Consider the following 17,653-nt stretch of genomic DNA (forward strand, 5'->3'; position numbering starts at 1 on the left):
ATGTCCCCCACCTCCCCCGGCCCGGGAGGCGACCCGGACCGCAGAGGAGATCATGCCGCACCCACGACACCCAGCCGAATTAAGCAGCAGAGTCTGCTGCCCTGCCGCCTGCTGCCACGGCCGGAGGGTGACCGCGAGGCCGAGCTCGCGCAGCAGGTGGGCGAGCATGCCGGTGAAACTGTCCTCGGCGTCGACGATCAGGGCGCTGCGGCCGGTCAGCGCGGGCACCGCGGCCGCCTCCGGCTCGCGCCGCCGGAGCCAGAAGGGGGCGAGGTGCGTGTTGCGGGCGGCGAGCGCCCCCGCTATCCGCGGATCTGCCGCAAGCGGTACGTGCGGACGGCCCGGCGCGGGCAGGCCGAGGCCTCGCCGCGAGTCGGGAGCACGGTCGGCCCGGGGCTCGTCGTCGCGCTCGGCGGACTCGCCGCTGGTGGCGTCGCCCTCGGCGGTGGAGGTGCCGGTGGGGAGGGTGCCGGCGGTGGAGGTGCCGGTGGGGAGGGGGCTGGTGGGCAGGGGGCCGGCCGGCGGGTGCAGGCCGAGGGCGGCGAGTACGCCGGCGGCCTTGGTGTAGGTCTCGGCGACCTCGCCGGCGGCGGTGGAGTGGCGGACCAGCGTCGCTCCGACGGGCACCCGCAGCCGACCGTCGGGGGTGATCTCGGCGGTGCGGATGAGGATCGGGGCGTCGAGCGTCTGGCGGCCGGCCTCGTCGCGTCCGAGCAGGGCGCACACCCCGCCGTAGTAGCGCCGTCCCCGGCGTTCGTGGCGGGCGATGACCCGCAGGGCGTTGTCCAGCGGGCTGCCGGTGACGGTCGGGGCGAACATCGTCTCGCGCAGCACGTCGCGCACGTCGGCGTCACCGCGGCCGGCGAGCAGATACTCGGTGTGCACGAGGTGGGCCATCTGCTTGAGCTGCGGACCGATGACCTCGCCGCCGCGGTCGGCGACCCGGGCCATCATCTTCAGTTCCTCGTCGAGCACCATGTACAGCTCGTCGATCTCCTTGGGATCGGCGAGGAACCGCAGTAGCGCCGCGGGGTCCGGGCCGGTGGCGGGCAGTCGGTGGGTGCCGCTGATCGGGTTCATCATGATGAGCCCGTCGTCGACGCTGACATGCCGCTCCGGTGTGGCCCCGACCAGCGTCCGGGTCCCGGTGTGGACGAGGAACGTCCAGTAGGCGCCGCGCTCGCCGAGCAGCAGCCGGCGTAGCGCGGCGAGCCCGGCGACCAGCGGCGGGGTGTCGAGGCTGGCGGTGTAGACGCGGTGGATGACGAAGTTCGCGCCCTCGCCGCGGCCGATCTCCTCCCGCAGCACCGTGGAGACGGTCTCGGCGTACCGCTCGTCGCTGAGGTCGAAGTGCCCGCCGGTGGCGGTGACGGCACGGTCGGGCAACGCGGCGAGGGCCGTCTTGAGCGGGACTCGAACGTGTTCGTCGACGCGCAGGCATTCCAGCGGCATCGCGTCGTCGATGCAGGTCAGGCCGCGTTCGGTGAGCTGGCGGTAGGGCACGAGGGCGAGCGTGCGCGGCCCGGCGGGACCTGCGGTGGGCAGGGGGAGGTCGGCGAGCCGGTCGACGACGTCGAGTTCGCCGCGCAGCACGTCGAGATGATCGGCGCCCTCGCGGCGCAGCAGCGCGAACGGGCCGGGTTCGCCGCCGGCGGTGGCGGTGGCGGTGTCGAGCAGGGAACGGAGCAGATCCATGATTTTTTCCTCGTGGGGTCGGGCGGGCCGCCGGGGTCGACGGCCGTCCCTCGCCGTGCCGAGGTGACGATGGCGGCCGCCGGGGTGGGCGGCCGCGTGCGTGTGGATTACGCGCGCTGGGTGTGGACCGCCGATGTGGCGGCCCACCAGAGACTCCGGCGCGCAGGCATGCGGTCACTCTAGCGCACGGCCGGTCGCGGTGAGCGTGCGTCCGTGGTCCCCGGTTGCCTCGCGGGCCCGCCGGCTTCGCGGCAGGCCGACGTCCGCCACTCGCCCGGGCAGCGTTCCCGCAGCGTGGATGTGGCGTTCGGGCGAAAACCAACCTGACCGATCGGTATGCTGACGGCCGTGAAGTTCGTCGTGCTTTCGCTGATCATCAATGCTCCGGACCCGCACACGGGCGTGACGATGAGTCAACACGACAAGCTCGCCAGCATCCTGGACCAGGCGGCCCTGGTCGAGCAGCTCGGCTACGACGCCTACCAGATCGGCGAGCGGCACGGCGCACCGTTCCTGTGCTCGTCGCCGGCGGTGCTGCTGACCGCGGTCGCCGCCCGCACCAGCCGGGTCCGCCTGCTCACCGGGGTCACCGTGCTGAGCATTCACGACCCCGTCCGGGTGGCCGAGGAGTACGCGCTGCTCGACCACATCAGCGGCGGCCGGCTCGACCTCGTCATCGCGAAGGGCAACCACGCGCCCCACTACGCGACCTTCGGGCTCGACCCGGCCGAGCAGTGGGACGTGCTCGCCGAGAAGTACGAGCTGCTGCGCCGGCTGTGGTCGGAGGAGAACGTGACCTGGTCCGGGCGCTACCGGGAGCCGCTGGTCGACCTGACGACGCAGCCGCGCCCCTACCAGCCGACGATCCGGGTCTGGCACGGCAGCGCGACGAGCCGGCATTCGACGGAGCTGGCCGCGAAGCACGGCGACCCGCTGTACTCGGCCAACGGGTTCTTCAAGGTGGCCCAGTACAAGGACCTCATCGACCACTACCGCCAGCGCTGGGCCGAGCATGGTCACCCGGGCGAGCCCCTGGTCGGCAGCGGCTTCCCGGCCCTGCTCATCCGCAAGACCTCGCAGGAGGCCCTCGAGGCGTACCGGCCGTTCTGGAACGCCCAGCGCGCCACCCCCGCCGCCAAGCACAACAACTCGCCGTTCTGGGAGCTGGAGGAGTTCATCGAGCAGGGCTCGGCCCTCGTCGGCAGCCCGCAGCAGGTCCTCGACAAGATCCACCGGTTCACCGAGCTGTACGGTCAGCAGCTCACCGGCATCGGCGTCGACTCCCTGCCGCTCGCCTGGCAGCGCGAACAGCTCGAATGGTTCGCCGCCGACATCGCCCCCGAGCTGCGCCGCGCCTACCCCGACACGCTGTGGGAGGCCTCGCCGGCCATCGACCCCGCCGCCCCGGCCGCGTCGCCGGCCTGACACCGCCCCCACCTTCGCAGCACCGCTCGGAGCGATCGCGGGACCGAAGCCGGAAGCGGGGCCGGGCGGACGTCGGGGAGTGGCGCGGTTCCGCGGAATCCGCATGACCGTGATCATCGGAATGGGGCGCGGCCGTGTGCGTCCGCCATGGTCGCAAGGGGTCCGTGTCGGTCACTCCGCGGCCCCGGCGACTATTTCCGGTCAACGCCCCGTCCTACGCATGTGCATCGCCGCCGGACCGCTGCAGGATCGCCTTCTGTCGGGATCGGGGGAATCGGGATCGGGGGAAGACAACGAGCCCGCGCTCATCTGGCCGCTTCTCCCGGGGACAGCCGCTCGTATTCGTGCCATCCCGCTGGCGTAGGCGGAGCCGAATATCGGTTTGAGTGGATAGGGGCAAGTAGTCGAATGCCCTCCGCCGGGGTGCTTGACGGTGGGTATGGTCCCTGGATGCCAGATCCGATCTTTGCCCACCCTCTCCTTGCGCGTGTCTACGACTCCTTCGATGGAGACCGCGACGACCTGGCCGCCTACCTCGCGACCGCCGCCGAGTTGACCGCGAGTCTTGTGCTCGATGTCGGGTGCGGCACCGGTTCCCTGGCGGTCCTGCTCGCGGGAAGCGGCTGTACGGTCGTGGGCGTCGACCCGGCCGAGGAGTCGCTCAGGATCGCGAGGTCGAAGGACCGGGCGGGCAGGGTCCGCTGGATCCAGGGCGATGCCGCGGCACTGCCGGCGCTCGACGCGGACCTGGCGACGATGACCGGGAACGTGGCCCAGGTCTTTCTTACCGACGACGACTGGAGCCGGGCCCTGCAGGGCATCCACACCGCCCTTCGCCCCCACGGCCATCTCGTCTTCGAGACCAGGCGCCCCGAACGTCACGTCTGGGAGGAATGGGTGGTGGACGTCGATCCGGTCACGCTTGACATTGCGGACATCGGCCTGGTGGAACGACGTCTGGAGGTCACCGACGTCAGCCTTCCGTTCGTCTCCTTCCGATACACCTACCGCTTCCTGACCGACGGCGTGGTCGTCACCTCGGACTCGACCCTGCGGTTCCGCAGCCGGGGCGAGGTCGAGTCGAGCCTGGTCGCCCACGGCTACCGAGTCCTCGACGTGCGGGAGGCACCGGACCGCCCGGGGCGTGAGTTCGTGTTCGTCGCCGAACGCGCGGCCTGAAACGGCCAGTGTCCGTCACCGCATACCGGCGGACCGACAGACCCGACGTCCGGCGGTGCGCAGGGCGGGGTGAGGTGGCTCAGGTCGGCCGGCTGCCGTCCCGGGCGCGGCATCAGGTTGTGTGGTCGACCACCCCCTCGTGCATCCCCGCGTCGGGGCTACGCCGGAGGTCGGCGCCATGCAGTATTCCGGTTATGTACTATCCGGGATATGCGGATTACCCAGGGAGTCGAGTGGGCGCTGCACTGCTGTCACGCGCTCGCGGAGGCTCCTGGCGGCGTGGCGCTGACGGTGCAGCAGCTCGCCGAGTTGCACGCCGGTAACCCGGCCTACCTGGCCAAGCATCTGCAGGCGCTGTCGAGGGCCGGGATCGTTCTGTCGGTGCTTGGCCCGCGTGGGGGATACCGGCTTGGTCGCCCACCCGACCAGATCCGGCTGCTCGACGTGGTGGAGGCGATCGAGGGCCAGGGGCCCGTGTTTCTGTGCACGGAGATCCGCCAGCGCGGGCCTGCGGCGCTGGCGCCGGCGAGCTATCGGATGCCCTGCGCGATCGCGGCGGCGGTGGGCGCGGCCGAACAGGCGTGGCGGCGCGAGCTCGCCTCGACCACCGTGGCGGACATCGTCGCGGAGTCCCGCCGCCGGGCACCGGAGGCGATCGCCGCCACGGCCCGCTGGCTGGAACAGTCCGCGCAGAACAGGGGCCGAAGGTCGTCCGGAGGTGATGCCGGAGCGACCGGACCGTGAACGCGCGCACCTCGCCGGGGTGGGTGGCGCTGCTGACCGGATGGCTGGCGCTGTTCGTCATCGGCACCGACCTGTTCGTCGTCTCGCCCCTGCTGCCGGTGTGGCGGGCCCGGTTCGACGTCTCGCTGCGCACCGCCGGCCTGAGCGTGACCGTGTTCGCCGTCGCCTACGTGCTGGCGGCGCCCGCCTGGGGGCGCCGGGCCGCGTCGGCGTCGCCGCAGAACGTTCTTACCCTCGCGCTCGTCGGCTTCTGCGCGTTCAACCTGCTGACGGCGTTCGCCCCGGACTTCGGGGTGCTGCTGGCGGCCCGGGGCGGCGCGGGCCTGTTCGTCTCCGGCGCCACGGCGACGGTGTTCACCCTCGTCGGCCTGAGCGCGCCCGGCGACCGGCGGGCGTCCTGGCTCGGGATCGCCACCTCTGGGCTGCTGTCCGCACTGTGGGCTGGCGCCCCGTTGGGCAGTCTCCTCGCCCGGCACACGAGCTGGCGGGCCGTCTTCGTCGGGCTGTCCGTGCTGGCGCTGGGCATCATGGCGGCCAGTCGGCGCGTGTGGCCGGCGGGCGGCGCGGCCGGCGCGGGCGGATCGTCGTCGATGAGCCCGCTTGACCGCTGCCGGGCGGTCGCCCCCACCGCCTGCTGGGGCGCGGCCGTCTACGGCCTCTACACCTACCTGGCCGCCGGCCTGGACGATCGGTCCCGCTGGTCCACCGCGTGGGTGAACGCCCTGCTGGTGGCCTACGGGCTCAGCGCGGTCGCGGCGACCTTCCTCGGCGGGCGGATCGCCGACCGGCGCGGCGCCCACCACACCACGTGGGTGGCGTTGGGCCTGCTCGGCGCCGCCGAGGTCGTCTTCGCCGTGAGCCTGCGCGGCGCGGTGCCGCTCGGCTGCCTGGCCATCGCGCTGGTCGCGCTGGCCGCCTACACCGCCTTTCCCGCCAAGCAGGCTGAGCTCATCGCCCGCCATCCGGACGACCAGGCGCGGCTGATGGCCTGGAACCAGAGCGCCATGTACCTGGGGATCACCGTCGGTTCGCTGGCCGGCGGGCGGATCGCCGACGGCCACTTCACCGAGCTGCCACTGGCCTGCGCGGCCATCGCCCTCGTCGGCGCCGCCGTGCAGCTCTCGGCGCCGTCCCGCCCGGCGCCACCACCCAGGCCGCCCGCCTGAAGGCTCACCCGCCTGCGGCGCGTCGGCGGCCGGCGGAGTCGCGCAGTGGTCAGCCGAGGGCCGCGGTGGCCTCGATCTCGACCAGGGCCTCCGGGCGGCCGAGGCCGGCGACCCGCACGACCGTGACAGCCGTGGGATGGGCGCCCCACACCGCGCCGGTCGCCGCGTACGCCTCGGCGGGGTCGACGTCCGCGGCGAGGTAGACGTTCAACCGGGCGACGTGCTCGGGCCCCGCGCCGGCGGCGGCGAGCAGCGTGAGGACGTTGCGCAGCGCCTGGGCGGTCTGCTCGGCGATCCCGCCGGTGATGACGCCGTCGCGATCGGTCCCGTTCTGGCCGCCGATGTAGAGGGTCCGGCCGGCCTCGGCCACCGTCGCCTGCGAGTAGGCGGGCGAGGAGTGCAGCTCGGGCGGGTTGAGGTGGGTGATGGTGCCCATGGTCTCGCTCCTTGGTCGGGGACGCCTTGTCCTGTGGGGACGCCTTGTCCTGTGGGGACGCCTTGTCCTGTGGGGACGTCGTGTCCTGTGAGGACGTCGGGTCGTGCGGGGACGTCGTGGTTGTCACGGGCGGGGGAGCCGATTCCGGCCGCGCGGTGTGGAGCACGTTACGGGGGGAGGGGGCCGGATCGGGCCGGCAGAGGTGCCCTCGTCGAGGGCTCCTTCGGGCAGGCCTCTCCGGACCGGGCTGCCCGGCTGGACACAACGGCGGCCCCGGTGGGAAGCCCGGCGCTGCCGGCCGGTGGGTCCAGCGGCCCCTGCGGCCAGGTCGGCGGCCTGGGTGCGGGGGCGGTGCTGGGCGTCCCCCGCGACAGGCGGTCGGGCGTGAGCGTGCAGACATCCCGCGCCCGGCCACCTGCCGCCACCTGCGCGGATGGCGGGCCGGCTCAGACCGGCATGGCCCGATCGCGCCAGGGTCATTTGTCGTAGTTCGACAGCATCAGGCACGATTCCACCATGCGTTCAAGGTGATCAACTCGCGGGCACCGGCACCTGAGTCGTCCGACCGGAACAACGCGTCGTCGCCTTTCGAACGGAGGCGAACGGCAGCCCGGTCCGGCCTCCCGCCGGTCGCCCGTGTCGGCGTCCGCGTGGCCGCGCGGACGCACCGGATTGGCCCGGGTCCACCGGGACGCAGTCTCCATCTCTGTGCTGCACACCGGCGGCTGGCGCGTCGCCTCTGCGCGGGCACGGACCTTGTCCGTGCCCGTCGCGCCTGCGCGCCGGTTGTCCGCTGGCCACGTGCGGGCGCAGGCAACCGTCGCCGACAGATCGTTGCCCTGTTCCTGAGCAAGGTGGGAGTTCGCATGCGCGATTTGCGCCAGACCCTCGGACGATCCCCGCGCGCGGCGGGCGAGTCGTACGAGGCGTGGCGGGCCCGGCTGGCCGGCCGGTCGGCGGACGCCCAGCACGAGCTGCTGGGAGACCTGATCGCGGCCCAGATCGCCGCGGTGGCCGGCCCGGGCGCTGGCGTTGTGGACCGGGGGGCGCCGTGGCGCGCCCTCGGGGTCTACCGCCACATCGCCGAGCGGCTGCGGGCGGCGCTCGCCGAGCAGACGGGGCTGCGCCTGTCCGCCACCCTGTTCTTCGACCGGCCGACGCCGCAGGCCCTCGCCGACCACCTGCGCCGCGAACTGCTCGGGATCGGCGACGAGATCACCGCCGTGAGCCCGACGGCAGGACCGACGGCGGGACCGGCGGCGGGTGGGGCTGCGGCGGGCGGCGGGGACCGGCCGGCGGACGACCCGATCGTCATCGTCGGCATGGGCTGCCGGCTGGCCGGCGGCGTCGACTCGCCGGAGGCGCTGTGGGAGCTGGTGCACGCCGGGCGTGACGTCGTCGCCGGCCTGCCCGACGACCGAGGCTGGGACCTGGCCGGGCTCTACGACCCGGACCCCGACCATCCCGGCACCGCCTACACCCGCCACGGCGGGTTCCTGACCGGCATCGACCAGTTCGACCCGGCGTTCTTCGGGATCGGCCCGCGGGAGGCCGCCGCCCTCGACCCGCAGCAGCGGTTGATGCTGGAGGTCTCCTGGGAGGCGCTGGAGCGGGCCGGCATCGACCCCCGGTCCCTGCGCGGCAGCCGCACCGGCGTGTTCACCGGGGTCTCGCTGCAGGACTACGGGCCCGCCTGGCACACCGCGCCGCAGGACGCGCAGGGGCAACTCCTCACCGGCAACGCCTCCGGGGTGATCGCCGGACGGGTCGCCTACACCTTCGGCCTGGAGGGGCCGGCGCTGTGCGTGGACACCCAGTGCTCCGCCTCGCTGGTCGCGACCCATCTCGCCAGCCAGTCGCTGCGCGCGGGGGAGTGCGACCTGGCGCTCGTCGGCGGGGTGACGGTCATGTCGACGCCGGGGATCCTGGTGGAGTTCAGCCGCAAGCGCGGGCTGGCGCCGGACGGGCGGTGCAAGGCGTTCTCCGCCGACGCCGACGGCACCGGCTGGGCGGACGGCGCGGGCGTGCTGCTGCTGGAACGGCTCTCCGACGCCCGCCGCCGCGGCCACCGGGTGCACGCGGTGCTGCGCGCTACCGCGATCAACTCCGACGGCGCCAGCAACGGGATGACGGCCCCCAACGGCCTGTCCCAGCAGCGGCTCATCCGCCAGGCGCTGGCCAACGCCGGCCTGCGGACCGCCGACGTCGACGCGGTCGAGGCGCACGGCACCGGCACCACGCTCGGCGATCCGATCGAGGCCCAGGCCGTCCTCGCGACCTACGGCCAGGACCGGCCGGCCGGTCGGCCGCTGTACCTGGGCTCGCTGAAGTCCAACATCGGTCACGCCCAGGCCGCGGCCGGGGTCTGCGGCGTCATCAAGATGGTCCAGGCGCTGCGGCACGAGGTGCTGCCGCGCACCCTGCACGTGCGCGAACCGTCGCCGCACGTCGACTGGTCGGCCGGCGACGTCGAGCTGCTCACCGACAACGTCGCCTGGCGGCGCCGCGAGGGCCGCCCGCGCCGGGCCGGCGTGTCGGCGTTCGGGGTGAGCGGCACCAACGCCCACATCATCATCGAGGAGGCCCCGGCCGAGCCGCGCCCACCCGCGCCGCGCAGCGGCACCGCCGACCACCCCGGCACCATCCTGCCGCCTGCCGCTGCCCCGTCGCCTGTCGCGCCGACGGCGCAGGACGGGGCACAGGCCGGCGCGCCGGTGCCGATCGTGTTGTCCGGCCGGACGCCGGCGGCGCTGCGCGCCCAGGCCGAGCAGCTCGCCGCGTACCTGGAACGCCACCCGGATCTCGATCCGGTCGACGTCGCCCACACCCTCGCCGGCCGGACCCGCTTCGAGCACCGGGCCGTGGCGCTGGCCGGCCGGCGCCGGGGCGGCGACGGCATCCGGCGCCTCGCGGGCACCCTGTCCGCGTTCGCCGCGGGCCGACCGGCGGCCGGGGTCGTCCTCGGCGCGGTCGCTTCGGCCGCGCCGAGCCGCACCGCGCTGCTGTTCACCGGGCAGGGCAGCCAGCGTAACGGGATGGGCCGGGACCTCTACGACGCCTTCCCCGCCTTCGCCGACGGCCTCGACGAGATCTGCGAACGATTCGCCGACCATCTCGCCCGGCCGCTGCAGGAGGTGATGTTCGCGGCCCCCGGCACGTCCGAGGCGGCCCTGCTGCACCGCACCGAGTACACCCAGCCGGCGCTGTTCGCCTTCGGCGCGGCGCTCTATCGGCTGATCACCTCCTGGGGGGTGACCCCGGCGCTGCTCGCCGGCCATTCCATCGGCGAGCTGACCGCCGCGCACGTCGCCGGCGTGTGGTCGCTGGACGACGCGGTGGCGCTGGTCGCCGCCCGCGGCCGGCTCATGCAGTCCTGCCCTCCCGGCGGCGCGATGATCGCGATCCGGGCGGGCGCCGACGAGGTCGCCGCGTCGCTGACCGGGTACGAGGGGCGGGTGGAGATCGCCGCCGTCAACGGTCCCGAGGCGACGGTGATCGCCGGGGACGCCGCCGTCGCCGAGTGGATCGCCGCGGCCTGGGCGGCCCGCGGCCATGCGACGAGGCGGCTCACCGTCAGCCACGCCTTCCACTCCCCGCACATGGCGGGCATGCTCGCCGAGTTCCGGGCCGTCGCCGAGCAGGTCACCCACCACCGGCCGGCGATCCCGATCGTGTCCACCCTCACCGGCGAGCCGGCCGGCGCGGAGCTGTGCACCCCCGACTACTGGGCCCGACACGCGCGCGGCGCGGTGCGCTTCCTCGACGCCGCCCGCCGCCTGCACGCCGAGGGCGCCACCGCGTTCTGCGAGCTCGGCCCCGACGCGGTGCTCACCGCGTTGCTGCCCGGCTGCCTGCCGGCGGACGCCGCGGCGCCGATCGCGGTCGCGTCGACCCGCGCCGGACGCCCGGAGGCCGCCACCCTGCTCACCGCCCTCGCCGGCCTCGACACCCGTGGTGTCGACGTGGACTGGCGGGCCGTCATCGGCCGCGCCGGCACCGTCGTCGACCTGCCCACCTACCCGTTCCAGCGCCGGCGCTACTGGCTCGCGGGCACCGCTGCCGTCATCCCCGCCCCCCGCCAGGCCGACGCCGCCCCGGCCAGCTCGCCGCTCGCCGCCGCCCAGTCCGTCCCCGCCCAGTCCGTCCCCGCCCAGTCCGGCGCCGCCGTGTCGGCGGGTGGGGCGCAGGCCGGGGCGGCGGACGAGGCCAGCGATCCCGGCACCTGGCGTTACCGCACCGGCTGGCAGCCGCTGGCCGACGCGGACGTCACCGCGGCGATCGCCGCGCAGGCCAGCGCCATCGCGCCGTTGGACGGCCGCTGGCCCGTGCTTGTCCCGCCGACCGGGGTGGACGAGGATCTGCTCGCCCGCGTCACCTGGATGATCGAGCGTCTCGGCGGCACGCCGCTGGTGGTGCCGCTCGCCCGCGCCGACCGGGGCGCGATCGCCGCACGGCTGGTCGAGGCGGGGTTCGGCGGCGCACAGCCGCCTGCCGCCAGCGCGCCGGTCGGCGACGGGGTCGGCGGCATCGTCTCCCTGCTTGCCCTCGACGGCACCCCCCACCAGGACCATCCGCACCTGACCACCGGGCTCGCCCTCACCGTCACCGTCGTCCAGGCGCTGGGCGATCTGCGGGTGGGCGCGCCGCTGTGGGCCGTCACCCGCGGGGCGGTCACGACGGGCGTGGAGGATCCGGTCACTCAGCCGGAGCAGGCGATGATCTGGGGTCTCGGCCGCTCGCTGGCGCTGGAGACGCCGCGGGTCTGGGGTGGCCTCATCGACCTGCCCACCAGCCTCGACGACCAGACGCTGCTGTGGTTCGGCACCGCACTGACCGCCCCCGGCGGCGAGGATCAGTTTGCCCCCCGCCCGCAGGGCCTGCGGGTGCCCCGTCTGCTGCGCCTCCCCGAGGGCCCCCCCGAGGGCATCGCCGAGACGAATCCCGCGTCGGCGCGGACCGAGGCGCGGGCGGGTGCCTGGCGACCCGACGGAACCGTACTGATCACCGGCGGCACCGGCGCCCTCGGCGCGCAGACCGCCCGCCGCCTGGCCCGCGACGGCGCCCGCCGCGTCGTGCTGGCCAGCCGGCGCGGACCTGACAGCCCCGGCGCCCGGGCGCTGCTCGACGAGCTTGCCGCGCTGGGCACCCATGCCACGATCGACGCCTGCGACGTCGCCGACTCCGACCGGCTCGCCGCGCTGCTGCGCCAGCTGGCCGACGCAGGCGAACCGGTCACCGCCGTCGTGCACGCCGCCGGCACCGCCGGCCCGACGATGCCGCTGGTACGGCTGACACTGGCCGAGTTCGCGGACGTCGTCGCCGGGAAGGTCGCCGGCGCCGGCGCGCTCGACCGTCTGCTCGACGGCCCGGACGGGGCGAAGGTGGCGGCGTTCGTGCTGTTCTCGTCGATCTCGGGGGTCTGGGGCAGCGGCAACCAGGCCGCCTACAGCGCCGGCAACGCCTACCTCGACGCCCTCGCCGCCCGCCGCCGCGCCGAGGGCCGGCCGGCCACCGCGGTGGCCTTCGGCCCGTGGGCCGACGCCGGCCTCGGCGCCGAACCGGCGCTGCGCGACTACCTGACCCGCCGTGGCCTGCGTCCGCTGCCTGCCGAACCGGCCGTCACCGCGCTCACCCGGGCCGTCGCCGCGGGCGAGACGGCGATGACCGTCGTCGACGTCGCCTGGGAGACGTTCCTGCCGTCCATCACCGCGGCCCGGCCCAGCCGTTTCTTCGAGGAACTGCCCGTCGCGGCCCCGCCCGCGGGACCACCCGGGGAGCCGGCACTGTCGGCGCGGGTCGGCCAGGCTGTTCCGACCGTCCTCGGCCTGCGGCCACCGCGGCGCGCCCGGGCGCTGGCCGAACTGGTCCAGGCCGAGGCCGCGGCCATCCTCGGCTACGACACTCCCGAGGAGCTCGACCCGACCCGCCGCTTCCTCGAACTCGGCTTCGACTCACTCGCCTCCGTCGAACTCAGCCGCCGACTGGCCGCGGCGTCCGGCCTGACTCTGGCCACCCAGGTCGTGTTCGAGCATCCGACGGTCACCGAGCTCGCCGCCCACCTCGACACCCTCGCCGCCCAGGTGACCGCCGCCCCCCACCCGGCCGACGCCGCCTCGGGCGCCACCCCGGGCGCCACCGCAGCAGCGTCGGGCACGGCCACGACGGGTGGCGCGGCCGAGGTCGGGGTTCGCGGGCTGTACCGGCAGGCCTGCGCGCAGGGCAAGTTCGCCGCCGGCGTCGGCGTGCTGCGCGCCGCCGCCCGGCTGCGCCCGGTGTTCGACACGGCCGCCGCCTTCGGCCCGCCCGCGCGGCCGGTGCGCCTGGCCACCGGCCCGGCACCCGTCGCGCTGGTGTGCCTGCCGTCGATGGTGGCCCCGTCCGGGCCGCACAACTTCGCCCGGATCGCCCTGCACCTGCACGGCCTGCGCGACGTCTTCGCGTTGCCGCACCCGGGGTTCGGCGACGGCGAGCTGCTGCCGGCGAACGCCGAGCTCGTCGTCGAGATGCACGCCGACACCGTCGCGCGTGCCTTCCCCATCACGCCCGTCGTCCTCGCCGGGTACTCCTCCGGCGGCTGGTTGGCGCACGCGATCGCCTCCGCTCTGGAGGAGCGGGGGGTGCGCCCCGCGGCGGTGGCACTGCTCGACACGTGGCTGCCCACCGACCGCATCCCGGAGGAGGACATCCACGAGGAGCTGCGCGGCATCGCCGTCAACGACCAGGCGTTCGCGCTGATGACCGAGGCGCAGATCACCGCGCAGGGTGCCTACCTCGACCTGTTCGAGAACTGGCGGCCGCGCGGCGTCGCCGCCCCGGTCATGCTCCTGCGCGCGGCCGAGCGGATGCCCCGGCGCACCGTCGCCGAGGACGTCACCGGGCACGGCCAGGCGTGGACGACCGACTGGTCGATGGACCACGACTCCTTCGACGTGGCCGGCGACCACCAGTCGATGATGAACGAGCACGCCGCGTCGACCGCCCGGGACCTGCACCGCTGGCTGGAGCGGCTGGAAGGGGTGAGATAGCCGGGCGGCGGCCCCGCACCACGCGGCGGCGGCTGGTCCGCCGTGCGGTGCGGCGCGGGGACGGCCCTGTCCCCGCGCCGCACCGCTGAGCGGCGGCTCTCAGGTCGCCGAGCGCGGGCTCGGCTGGGTGGCGGCGATCGACTGGCCGGCGGCGACCGCCCGGGCGAGGACGCCGATGTCGGCCTGATCGGTGAACAGCCCGTCGATGCCGGCCTTGAGGTAGGCGACCTGCTCGTCGATGGCCCGGCCGAAGTCGTTCGCCGAGGTGCCGCGGCGGTAGTCCGCCGGCAGGAACGTGTTCTCCGCGCGGAAGGTGTAGGGGTGCAGGACGAGCCCGGCGGCATGCGCGTCGGCGACCAGCGAGGTCGGCCGCCCCAGCGTCCCGTCGGCGGCCTTGGGGATGACCTGAAGCTTGTCGGGGCCGATGGCGTTGGCGTAAGCGGCGATGGCGCGCAGGCCGGCCGGCGTCACGAGGTCGGCGTAGGTCCGCTTGTCCCCGGCGGCGACGAGGTCGAACGGCGCCCCCTCGGCCGACAGCAGCTGCACCACCGAGGTGCGCAGCCCCAGCTTGCGCAGCTGGGCGAGGTTCGTCGTCTCGAAGGACTGGACGAACACCGCCGCGTCGCGCCGGTTCAGGCCATAGCGGTTCAGCGTGTCGACGAGGCGCTGCTCCAGGGGCAGCCCGGCCTTGGCGAAGTAGGTCGGGTGCTTGGTCTCCGGGTAGACGCCGATCTCGCGGCCGAGTTCCTTCGACAACCGGGCCCGCAGGTCGAGGACCTCGGTGAACGTGGGGACCTCGAACAGTCCGTCGTAGAGGGTGTTCTCCTGGCGCACCTCGGGCAGCCGCTCCTTGGCGCGTAGCGTCTTCAGCTCGGCCAGGGTGAAGTCCTCGGTGAACCAGCCGGTGGTCGCGACGCCGTCGAGCGACGCCGTCTTCTTCCGGCCGGCGAACTCGGGGTGGTCGGCGACGTTCGTCGTCCCGCCGATCTCCGGTTCGTGCCGGCAGACGAGGACGCCGTCCTTCGTGGGCACCAGGTCGGGCTCCACGAAGTCCGCACCCAACCGTGCGGCCAGCTCGTAGGAGGCCAGGGTGTGCTCGGGGCGGTAGCCGGAGGCGCCGCGGTGACCGATGACCAGCGTCGAGCGGCGGCGCTCGCCGCCGGCGGTGGGCGCAGCGGCGGCCAGCGCGGGCCCGGCCGCCGCCACCGAGGCGGCGAGCGGGGCGGCGGCGAGTGGTGTGGCGACGATCCCCGCAAGCACGCGGCGGCGGTCCACGGATCCTCCAGCGTGCCCGGGTGGCGACCCTCGCCCCTGGCGGCGCTCACCCAGCGAAGCGAGGACAGATTTCGGCACGGAGGATCGGGCCTTGCCCGCGGGGGTCGCCCAGCCGTCGAGTCGGTGAACATCCCCGCGGGACGCCGACGGGAAAGGCGGGTCCGGCGATTGGATAAACCAATGGCGACGGTGGGCCCGGCGCCGTCGTGGTTAGCGTTGGGCCCGTCCTGGAGCAAATGCTCCGGTGTGGATGCGTCGAACAGCGACGTGACCGGGAGGGAGACCGCGCATGGCGAGCGTCGATCCTGCTGCCTGCCCCGCCGGTGCTGCCCGTCCCGCCGGTGCCGACGGTGCCGTCGGGGGCGTCGGTGCCGTCGGGGGCCGGGTCGCCGTGGTGTCGGAGCCGCGCCGCAAGACGGTCAGCAATCCCTTTCTGCACCGCCTCCAGCGCCGTCACTTTCTGTTGTTCGACGTGCTCCCGATCGCCGGCACCGGGGCCGCCGTCGCCTTTCTGTGGGTGCATCCGCTCGGCGTCACCGAAATCGCGTTGCTGTTCGTGCTCTGGCTGGTGACCGGCCTGGGCATCAGCGTCGGATATCACCGGTTGTTCACCCATCGCACCTTCAAGGCCGCGCCGTCGGCGGCGGCGGTCCTTGCGATCTGCGGCTCCATGGCAGGGCAGGGCGGCGTCGTGTCCTGGGTCGCGCTGCACCGCCGGCACCACGAGTGCAGCGATCGCGAGGGCGATCCGCATTCACCGAACCTCGCCGGCGCCGGGCTGCCGGGGCGGCTGCGCGGCCTGGTGCACTCGCACTTTCTGTGGATGCGCCGGCACGAATACCCCAACGTCGCGCACTATGCCCCGGACCTGATCCGCAACCGGTCGCTGATGCGCGTCGCCCGCCGTTATCACCTGTGGGTCGTGCTGGGGCTGCTGCTGCCCGCCCTCGTCGGCGGCCTGGCCTACCGGAGCTGGGAGGGCGCGGTCAGCGGCCTGCTCTGGGGCGGCCTCGTGCGCATGTTCGTACTGGAACACACCATCTGGGCGATCAACTCGTTTCTGCACATGTTCGGTACCCGGCCGTACGAGTCCCGGGAGAACAGCCGCAACGGCGGGATCTTCGCCCTGCTGACCTTCGGGGAATCCTGGCACAACAACCATCACGCCTTTCCCGACTCGCCGTCGTTCGGGCTCACCTGGTACCGGTTCGACCCCGGTTACTGGCTGATCCGGATCATGGCGGCCTTCGGGCTCGCCCGGGACCTCCGGCTGCCGTCCGGGCAGCGCAGGGCGGCCCAGCGGACCGGGCGCCGCGAGGCTGTCGGGCTCGACCCCGCTGCCTGACCCGGATTCCCCAGACCTGACGCACGGAGGAGAAGACAGGTGCCGGACAGCCGGGAGAACCTCACCACTCGGGATGACGCCGCCACTCGGGATGACGCCGCCACTCCGGATGACGCCGCCGCTCCGGATGACGCTGCCGCTCGGGCGAGCATCGCGCAGTGGTGCCGGGACCATGTCGCGGACATCCTGGAGCAGCCGGTGTCCGAGATCGACCTCGACGCGGATTTCGACCGGCTCGGCGTCGATTCGGCCGTCGCGGTCTCGCTGCTGATCGCGGTCGAGGACCACTACGGCGTCGACGTCGCCCCCGAGGCGCTGTTCGAGAACCCGACGCTCAACGCGCTCGCGGCCTACCTGTACGACCAGGGCGCGCCGGACCTGGCCCAGCGGTGACGGCGCCCGTCGACGCCGACCGGACGGCGGGGGCGGCGGCGGCCGTCCGCTATCACTACGACGTCGGCGACGAGTTCTACCGCCTCTGGCTGGACAGCTCGCTGACCTACTCCTGTGCGATGTGGGAACCGGTCCCCGGGGAGACTCTCGGCGTCGGCGGGGACGCCCNGGCGGCCGCCCAGGAACGCAAGCTGCGCTTCCACCTCGACGCGGTGGGGGCCGACCGGGCCCGGGCGGTGCTCGACGTCGGCTGTGGCTGGGGGTCGGTGCTGGCCCGGCTGGCGGTGCGCCACGGGGTGCCGCGGTCGGTCGGCCTCACGCTCAGCGAACGCCAGGCGGCCCACATCCGCGCGCAGGCCCATCCCGGCGTCGAGGTACGCCTCGAGAACTGGCTGGACTACACCCCGGAAGGCCGCTTCGACGGCATCATCTCGATCGGCGCGTTCGAGCACTTCGCCACGCCGGCGGATCCGCCGGCCGAGAAGATCCGCCTCTACCGCGAGTTCTTCACCCGCTGCCACCGCTGGCTGACACCGGACGGCGTGCTGTCCCTGCAGACGATCGCCTACGCGAACATGCGCCGCGAACAGGCCAACGGGTTCATCCAACGGGAGATCTTCCCCGACGCCGACCTGCCCACCCTCGCCGAGATCACCGCCGCCGCCGAGGGGATCTTCGAGGTCCGGGCGCTGCACAACGGCCGGTTCGACTACGCCCGCACCTGCGAGGAGTGGGCCCGCCGGCTGCGGGCCCGCCGCGACGAGGCGGTGGCGCTCGTCGGGCCGGAGGTCGTCGCCCGCTACGAGCGTTACCTGCGGCTGTCCGCGGTCGGCTTCCGGATGCGCAGGATCTGCCTGCTGCGCCTGGTGCTCGTCCCCTACCGCGCCACCGGCGTCGACGGCCCCGGCGGTCCGGCCCGATGACGCACCGCTCGGCCTCGTCGGCTGGGATGGCCTCGTCGGCTGGGATG

11 protein-coding genes and 1 pseudogene are annotated in these 17,653 nt (G+C 74.1%); 9 read left to right on the forward strand and 3 right to left on the reverse strand.

Annotation, left to right across the window (positions count from 1 at the left end; translation table 11 throughout):
• Nucleotides 1-1,695, reverse strand: a 1,695-nt coding sequence (locus tag FF36_RS15325) for a chorismate-binding protein (RefSeq protein ID WP_199865401.1), incomplete at its 3' end; no start/stop codon positions are given.
• 336 nt (nt 1,696-2,031) lie between these two features.
• Here FF36_RS15325 and FF36_RS15330 point away from each other — a divergent pair.
• The 4 genes from FF36_RS15330 (at nt 2,032) to FF36_RS15345 (ending at nt 6,209) form a co-directional block, all read left to right on the forward strand.
• On the forward strand, nt 2,032-3,120 hold the full coding sequence (locus FF36_RS15330) for an LLM class flavin-dependent oxidoreductase (protein ID WP_082121937.1): 1,089 nt from the start codon (nt 2,032-2,034) through the stop codon (nt 3,118-3,120).
• Nucleotides 3,121-3,570: 450 nt separating this feature from the next.
• Nucleotides 3,571-4,299 carry a class I SAM-dependent methyltransferase gene (locus FF36_RS15335; RefSeq protein WP_044885757.1) on the forward strand — a complete coding sequence of 243 codons (729 nt, stop codon included), beginning with the start codon at nt 3,571-3,573 and terminating at the stop codon, nt 4,297-4,299.
• Between the two features lie 210 nt (nt 4,300-4,509).
• On the forward strand, nt 4,510-5,043 hold the full coding sequence (locus FF36_RS15340) for an RrF2 family transcriptional regulator (protein ID WP_052681141.1): 534 nt from the start codon (nt 4,510-4,512) through the stop codon (nt 5,041-5,043).
• Nucleotides 5,040-6,209: an MFS transporter gene (locus tag FF36_RS15345; protein ID WP_044885758.1), complete on the forward strand. Its 1,170-nt coding sequence runs from the start codon at nt 5,040-5,042 to the stop codon at nt 6,207-6,209. Before FF36_RS15340 ends, FF36_RS15345 begins: the two co-directional genes overlap by 4 nt.
• Nucleotides 6,210-6,258: 49 nt before the next feature.
• On the opposite strand, the gene FF36_RS15350 is transcribed toward FF36_RS15345, so the two are convergent.
• Entirely contained in the window at nt 6,259-6,645 is a 387-nt protein-coding gene (locus FF36_RS15350) for a RidA family protein (protein ID WP_044885759.1), read from the reverse strand.
• A gap of 866 nt (nt 6,646-7,511) precedes the next feature.
• Here FF36_RS15350 and FF36_RS15355 point away from each other — a divergent pair.
• Nucleotides 7,512-13,670 (forward strand): type I polyketide synthase, encoded by a 6,159-nt coding sequence (locus FF36_RS15355; RefSeq protein ID WP_044885760.1) that lies wholly within the window; start codon nt 7,512-7,514, stop codon nt 13,668-13,670.
• A 99-nt stretch (nt 13,671-13,769) separates the two neighbouring features.
• Here the strand turns inward: FF36_RS15355 and FF36_RS15360 are convergent, their stop codons facing one another.
• The gene (locus FF36_RS15360; protein WP_044885761.1) at nt 13,770-14,945 is read right to left on the reverse strand and encodes a glycerophosphodiester phosphodiesterase; all 1,176 of its coding nucleotides are present in this window, start codon (nt 14,943-14,945) and stop codon (nt 13,770-13,772) included.
• A 289-nt stretch (nt 14,946-15,234) separates the two neighbouring features.
• Here FF36_RS15360 and FF36_RS15365 point away from each other — a divergent pair, with 289 nt between their 5' ends.
• The 4 genes and pseudogenes from FF36_RS15365 to FF36_RS15375 form a co-directional block, all read left to right on the forward strand.
• On the forward strand, nt 15,235-16,290 hold the full coding sequence (locus FF36_RS15365; protein WP_199865402.1) for an acyl-CoA desaturase: 1,056 nt from the start codon (nt 15,235-15,237) through the stop codon (nt 16,288-16,290).
• A 39-nt stretch (nt 16,291-16,329) separates the two neighbouring features.
• The gene (locus tag FF36_RS15370) at nt 16,330-16,683 is read left to right on the forward strand and encodes an acyl carrier protein (protein WP_242418938.1); all 354 of its coding nucleotides are present in this window, start codon (nt 16,330-16,332) and stop codon (nt 16,681-16,683) included.
• Nucleotides 16,680-16,851, forward strand: a 172-nt coding sequence (locus FF36_RS38055) for a class I SAM-dependent methyltransferase (RefSeq protein WP_242422536.1), incomplete at its 3' end; no start/stop codon positions are given. The genes FF36_RS15370 and FF36_RS38055, both read left to right, overlap by 4 nt.
• 1 nt (nt 16,852) lies before the next feature.
• A pseudogene (locus tag FF36_RS15375) lies at nt 16,853-17,606 on the forward strand (class I SAM-dependent methyltransferase); the annotation flags it as partial.
• Nucleotides 17,607-17,653 lie beyond the last annotated feature (47 nt).

The sequence above is a fragment of the Frankia torreyi genome (assembly GCF_000948395.1).
GTDB classification, from domain to species: Bacteria; Actinomycetota; Actinomycetes; order Frankiales; family Frankiaceae; genus Frankia; species Frankia torreyi.